General features: G+C 31.7%; 5 protein-coding genes. 4 read left to right on the top strand and 1 reads right to left on the bottom strand.

The genetic code is table 11. The features are described 5' to 3' along the window. Positions 1-125 precede the first annotated feature (125 nt). The 4 genes from A9G03_RS09645 to tsaB all read left to right on the top strand — a co-directional run bounded on the left by A9G03_RS09645 (position 126) and on the right by tsaB (position 5,029). Entirely contained in the window at positions 126-1,103 is a 978-nt protein-coding gene (locus A9G03_RS09645) for a glycosyltransferase family 8 protein (RefSeq protein ID WP_081297563.1), read from the top strand. Between the two features lie 11 nt (positions 1,104-1,114). Further along, complete coding sequence (locus tag A9G03_RS09640; protein WP_065799078.1) at positions 1,115-2,086, top strand: glycosyltransferase family 8 protein; 972 nt, start codon at positions 1,115-1,117, stop codon at positions 2,084-2,086. 336 nt (positions 2,087-2,422) lie between these two features. Further along, complete coding sequence (locus A9G03_RS09635) at positions 2,423-4,330, top strand: ATP-dependent DNA helicase (RefSeq protein ID WP_065799077.1); 1,908 nt, start codon at positions 2,423-2,425, stop codon at positions 4,328-4,330. Positions 4,331-4,348: 18 nt separating this feature from the next. Then, entirely contained in the window at positions 4,349-5,029 is a 681-nt protein-coding gene (gene tsaB / locus A9G03_RS09630) for a tRNA (adenosine(37)-N6)-threonylcarbamoyltransferase complex dimerization subunit type 1 TsaB (RefSeq protein WP_065799076.1), read from the top strand. A gap of 43 nt (positions 5,030-5,072) precedes the next feature. On the opposite strand, the gene A9G03_RS09625 is transcribed toward tsaB, so the two are convergent. Continuing rightward, entirely contained in the window at positions 5,073-5,339 is a 267-nt protein-coding gene (locus A9G03_RS09625) for a GrxA family glutaredoxin (RefSeq protein WP_065634979.1), read from the bottom strand. Positions 5,340-5,810: the final 471 nt, after the last annotated feature.

Raw genomic sequence — 5,810 nt, 5'->3', positions numbered from 1 at the left:
TTTACTTTATATAGTTCACTTCATTCAGTTATTAAATTATAAAATTAATTATATATTCATAGTTTATATTAAGGTATGTTACAATATTTTTAGTTATTTCTCCATAACCTAAAAAACAGTATAAGATGAAAGAAAATCTTTTTGTCAGTAAAATGACAACATTATTCAACAATACCCTCGAATCTTTACCCACTTTGCACATCGCTTTTTGTTTTGATGATAACTATGCTATGCCGGCTGGCATTGCAATGTCGTCAGTGATAGTCAATAACCCCGATAAAAATCTAGTTTTCCACTTATTTGGTAATCGTGTTTCAAATGAAAAAATTCTAAAATTTAATGAATTAAAAAAAACAAATGTTTCTATCATTTATTACGAAATTAGTGACGATTTTTCAATTAATCCTGACACATTGGTTTTACATGTGTCAGCATCGACTTGTTTGCGCTTTGTTGTTCCTCAAATTTTGAACAAAGTGACTTCTCGAGTTCTATATTTAGATTGTGATGTGCTATGTACTGATAATCTTAATGAATTAATTAATACAGACTTAAATAATAAATATGCAGCTGTAGTGCCTGATGTAGATAAGACTCAAGAAAAACAGAGCACTGCATGTGATATTACTTATGGGGAATATTTTAATGCGGGTATGATTTATATCAATACAGATATGTGGGTAGAAAATAACTTAACCGATAAAGCATTTACTATGATAAATAGCGGTAAGGTCTATAAGTTTGCTGATCAGGATGTATTAAACATTTTAATGAAAGGTAAAACAGTATTTTTACCTCGACGATTTAATAATATAACTGCACTCACCGTCGGTGGAAAAGAGGATGATTTTATTGGACAACGTTCTGTTATTATTCATTATGTTACCGGCAATAAACCTTGGTATCGATTGTATCTAACGCCACTTTATCAACAGTATCTTTCAATATCACCTTGGGCAAATGATAAACTATTACTAGCCAATGAGAATGCACCGTCGACAACAAGGCGTTATGCTAAAATGCTTGCTAAGGAGCATAAATATTTTTCAGCTTTTAAATATTATTTATTGTATTTAAAACATAAAGCTTTTAAAAAGCACTAAAGGGTTATTTTGTGATTGATGTTGATAAATTTATTACTAGAAAAAATGAATTATTATCTAACTTCATTAACAATGAAGATGTATTACATATTCTTTTATGTTTTGATGATAATTATGCCCTACCTGCTGGTATAGATGTTATTTCAGTTATCGAAAATAATAAAAAATATCAGCTTCATTTTCATTTGTTTACACACAGCATTTCAGATGAAAATAGAAAAAAATTGGCTTCAATAAACTTTAATAACGTTAGTATAACTGAATATGTTATCAATGATCATTTTCAAGTTGATCATAAAAATACAGAGCAATTTCCAATTTCTGCATGTGTTCGCTTAATTGCCCCTATGATTTTGAAACATGTCACTGACAGATTACTTTATATTGATAGTGATACACTTTGTATTAAATCTTTGGAATTTATCAATGAGACTAATTTAGATTCGGCAATTATTGCTGCTGTTGCCGATGTCGCTTATATGCAAGAGTCCCAATGCGTTAAATATAATATTGCCTTTGGTTCTTATTTTAATTCAGGTGTTATGTTAATTAATATTCCGTTATGGTGTCAGGAAAATATTACATCTAAGACATTACAATTATTAAATAGTGGTAAAAAATACCAATTTCCAGACCAAGATGTATTAAATATTGCTATAGGTGAACGAAGAGTGATATTAGAAAATAGATTTAATAATCTATTAGCATTATCAATTAATGGAAATGAAGATGCTATGGTGCCAGACAATACGGTAATAATTCATTACATTACTAAAAATAAACCTTGGCATGAACCTTATCGATCTAAATTATATGATTATTATTTAGAAAAATCACCATGGAAAAATGCCCCTTTAATCCCCTATAACAATAAAAAAACCTCATCAATCAGGGCATACTCTCGGCTTATGTTCAAGCAAAAAAAATATTTGGCGGGGATTAAACATTATCTTATTTATTTAAAAACGAAATTAAAAAAATAATATGCTATTTTTATCGTTTTAACGGTAAATCAGGATTGCAGTTTTAAACGTTGATTTTTTTTGATGGTTATTTGATGAGTGAGTAATAGTTATATATTTTATTTTCTTATATTAAAATAGCGTATCTATCACCAGTCATGGTTAGATATATCTTTTTTCGGTGGTTACTGGTATAGTATATAACTTATTTTAGTCGTTAGTTGTTCAATTCAGTTACAATAAATCCATCATAATTTTGATGATGAAATCATTTTATTCTGACGTTATTCCTGAAATATTTTTCTTAATTTTATTGATGTGTTGAACTTATCTTATTCATTAGTAGGTGCATGTTAAGTGGTTGATGATTTTGCCGAGAATGGTTTACTGGCGAAAGCAATAGATGGTTTTGTGGCAAGAGAGCCGCAGCGCAATATGGCCAATAAAGTCTCGGAATCAATAAAAAAACAACGCTCTCTTGTGGTTGAAGCTGGTACTGGAACCGGTAAAACTTTTGCTTATCTTGTTCCCGCTCTTCGTAGTGATAAAAAAGTTATTCTATCTACTGGATCAAAAAATCTTCAAGAACAGTTATATAGTAAAGATTTGCCAATTATCAAAAAGGCGTTAAATTTTACAGGTAAAATAGCGTTGCTTAAAGGTCGAGCTAATTATCTTTGTTTGGAACGTCTATATCATCAATATGCTGCCGCGGGGGATCTCGATAAAACGTTAAGGGTTGACTTAGCCCGTGTTAAAAATTGGTCGATTAAAACTAAAGATGGTGATATTAGCAAATGTACAACTGTAACTGAAGACAATCTTATTTGGCCATTATTAACCAGCACTAATGATAATTGCTTAGGAAGTGATTGTGAACATTATAATGATTGTTATGTTGTTAAAGCCCGTAAACGAGCATTAAATGCTGATGTAGTGGTGGTTAACCATCATCTCTTTTTGGCTGATGTTGTTGTAAAAGACACAGGATTTGGCGAGTTGATTCCTAAAGCCGATGTTATGATTTTTGATGAAGCTCATCAATTGCCCGATCTGGCTTGTCACTATTTTGGCCAACAATTGACTAGTCGTCAACTTTTTGATCTTGCGAAAGAAATCAACCTCACTTATCGCACCGAAGTAAAAGATATGTCGCAACTACAACAATGTGCAGATAAATTACAAAAATGTACTCAAGATTTACGCCTAGCAATTAATCAGCAATCACCAAAGGGTAATTTGCGTTTTTTATTTCATCAAGAAGACGTCAAAAAAGAATTATCTTATCTAATTGATGCGTTGAATTTTTGTCATGAAGTATTGCAACTAGCTGTTGGTCGTTCTTCAACCTTAGATAACTGTTTTGAAAGAGTCGATCAATACAGCATGCTATTAAAGCGATTACAGCAAACAGATGTAATAGGATTCAGTTATTGGTATGAAAGTAGTTATAACTATTTTGTTTTTGCCTTAACACCATTATCGGTGGCAGATAAATTTACAGAACTATTAGCAGAACGTAAAGGCAGTTGGATTTTTACTTCAGCAACGCTTTCTGTCAATAATCAATTAGATTATTTTACTAAACGTTTAGGTTTAACCGATGCCGATTCACTTATTTTAGAAAGTCCTTTTGATTACATACACCAAACGGTTTTATGTGTACCTCGTTATATTCCATCGCCAAATGAACAAGGAAATGCTGAAAAATTAGTTGAGATATTGTTACCCGTCATTGAAGCGAATAATGGACGTTGTTTCTTTTTATGTACTTCATATGCAATGATGCATGCTTTAGCTAAACAGTTTCGAGAATTGACAAAACTACCCGTTTTAGTACAAGGTGAAACCAGTAAAATCAAATTGTTAGATCAGTTTATCCACAGTGGTAATGCACTATTAATTGCAACAAGTAGTTTTTGGGAAGGAATAGATGTTAGAGGCGATACCTTATCTTGTGTTATTATAGATAAACTTCCTTTTACATCACCTGATGATCCGTTAATTAAAGCCCGTATGGAAGATTGTCAAATGCAAGGTGGCGATGCTTTTAACGAAGTACAGCTACCCGAGGCGGTAATTACCTTAAAACAAGGGGTGGGGCGATTAATTCGCCATCATAATGACCGAGGTGCAATTATAATCTGTGATAATCGTTTAGTTATGCGACCCTATGGCGCAACATTTATTAATAGCTTACCACCATCACCAAGAACACGTGATATAAACAAGGTTAAAGAATTTTTATTAAAAAAAGTTAACTAATAAAAAATTGGAAAAAACATGAGTACTATTTTAGCCATTGATACCTCAACAGAAGCTTGTTCAGTAGCTTTACTCTATTGTAATGAAATTACGCACGATTTTAAAATATCGGCCCGCGATCATACCAAGCAAATTTTACCGATGATTGATAATATTCTTAAACAATCTAACTGTTCCCTGTCACAAATTGATGCAATCGCATTTGGACAAGGACCAGGTAGTTTTACTGGTGTACGTATTGGTATTGGTGTTGCTCAAGGTTTAGCTTTAGGTATTGATAAACCCATGATAGGGGTATCAACGTTAATGACTTTAGCTCAAGGTGCTTATCGAACCAATAATGCAACGCACGTTTTAGCCGCTATTGATGCTAGAATGAATGAGGTGTATTTAGGGCAATACCGTTATGAGCATAATCAATGGCAAGCTCTGATTCCAGAATGCGTAATTGCACCAAAATGTGTTTTCGACAAAGTAAAAAATCTTAGTAGCGATACCTATAGTGCAGGAACGGGCTGGCAAACTTACCCTGATATGATAAACAATATTAAGCAAAGTGATATACTATTACCACATGCTCAAGATTTGGTTGTTTTAGCTCAACAAAAATGGCAAAACAATGAATGGGTCTCGGTAGGGGATGTCGAACCGACCTATTTACGAAATGAAGTCACTTGGAAAAAGCTACCGGGTCGATAAAATAAAAGCCACAGTTTGTGGCTTTTATTTTATTAACTTACTTTTATTCTTTAAAAAGTCCTAAATGTTCTTTAGCGTATGCTTCAAAATCCGTGCATCCACCAATTGGTTTTTCGTCAATAAAAATCTGTGGAACGGTTTCGACAGGTTTACCTACGCTTTTAGACAGATCTTCTTTAGTGATGCCTTCTTCGTTTATATCGACATATCGATAGGAAAAATCATCACGTTCTTGTGATAACTTTTCGGCTAACTCTTTAGCTCTTGAACAATATGGACAGCCCTGACGACCAAAAATTACAGTATACATTTTTCACCTCGAATCATTTATTTAAGTTTATTTTACTATACTGAATTTTGATAGAAAAAAAAGCACTTAAATATAGTTAATTAAATAGATTATATCTATTGATAATAAATTTTGAAAGTAAATAAAACCTTAAATTTAATAATTAGAATTAGATTGATTATTTATCTGTCAATTTAAGCGTTACAGTGTTTAACGTGAATTTTATACTTTAGATTAAATAAGTTGTAGTTAAGTAAAACACCAACGTCACAAAATTAAAAATTACTTATGTACACTACGGTCATTTCGATTCGTGGCGAGATTTTTTAACATAAAAATAGATTAATATTTGTATGTTTTAATCGGTTTCATTTTGTGAAAACTATTTATTAAAAATGATATTATAAGTAGCTTGATATAAAATGGTATCTGGTTTATGCGTTTGTGTTCAATATGTATCAAACGTAAAGTTTTTATTCATTAAACTTATTA

Origin of the sequence: Gilliamella sp. wkB171, from assembly GCF_001693755.1 — a bacterium.
GTDB classification, from domain to species: domain Bacteria; phylum Pseudomonadota; class Gammaproteobacteria; order Enterobacterales; family Orbaceae; genus Gilliamella; species Gilliamella apicola_F.
Note: the sequence above shows the minus strand (reverse complement) of the source record. Positions and strands in the feature narration are given on the sequence as shown.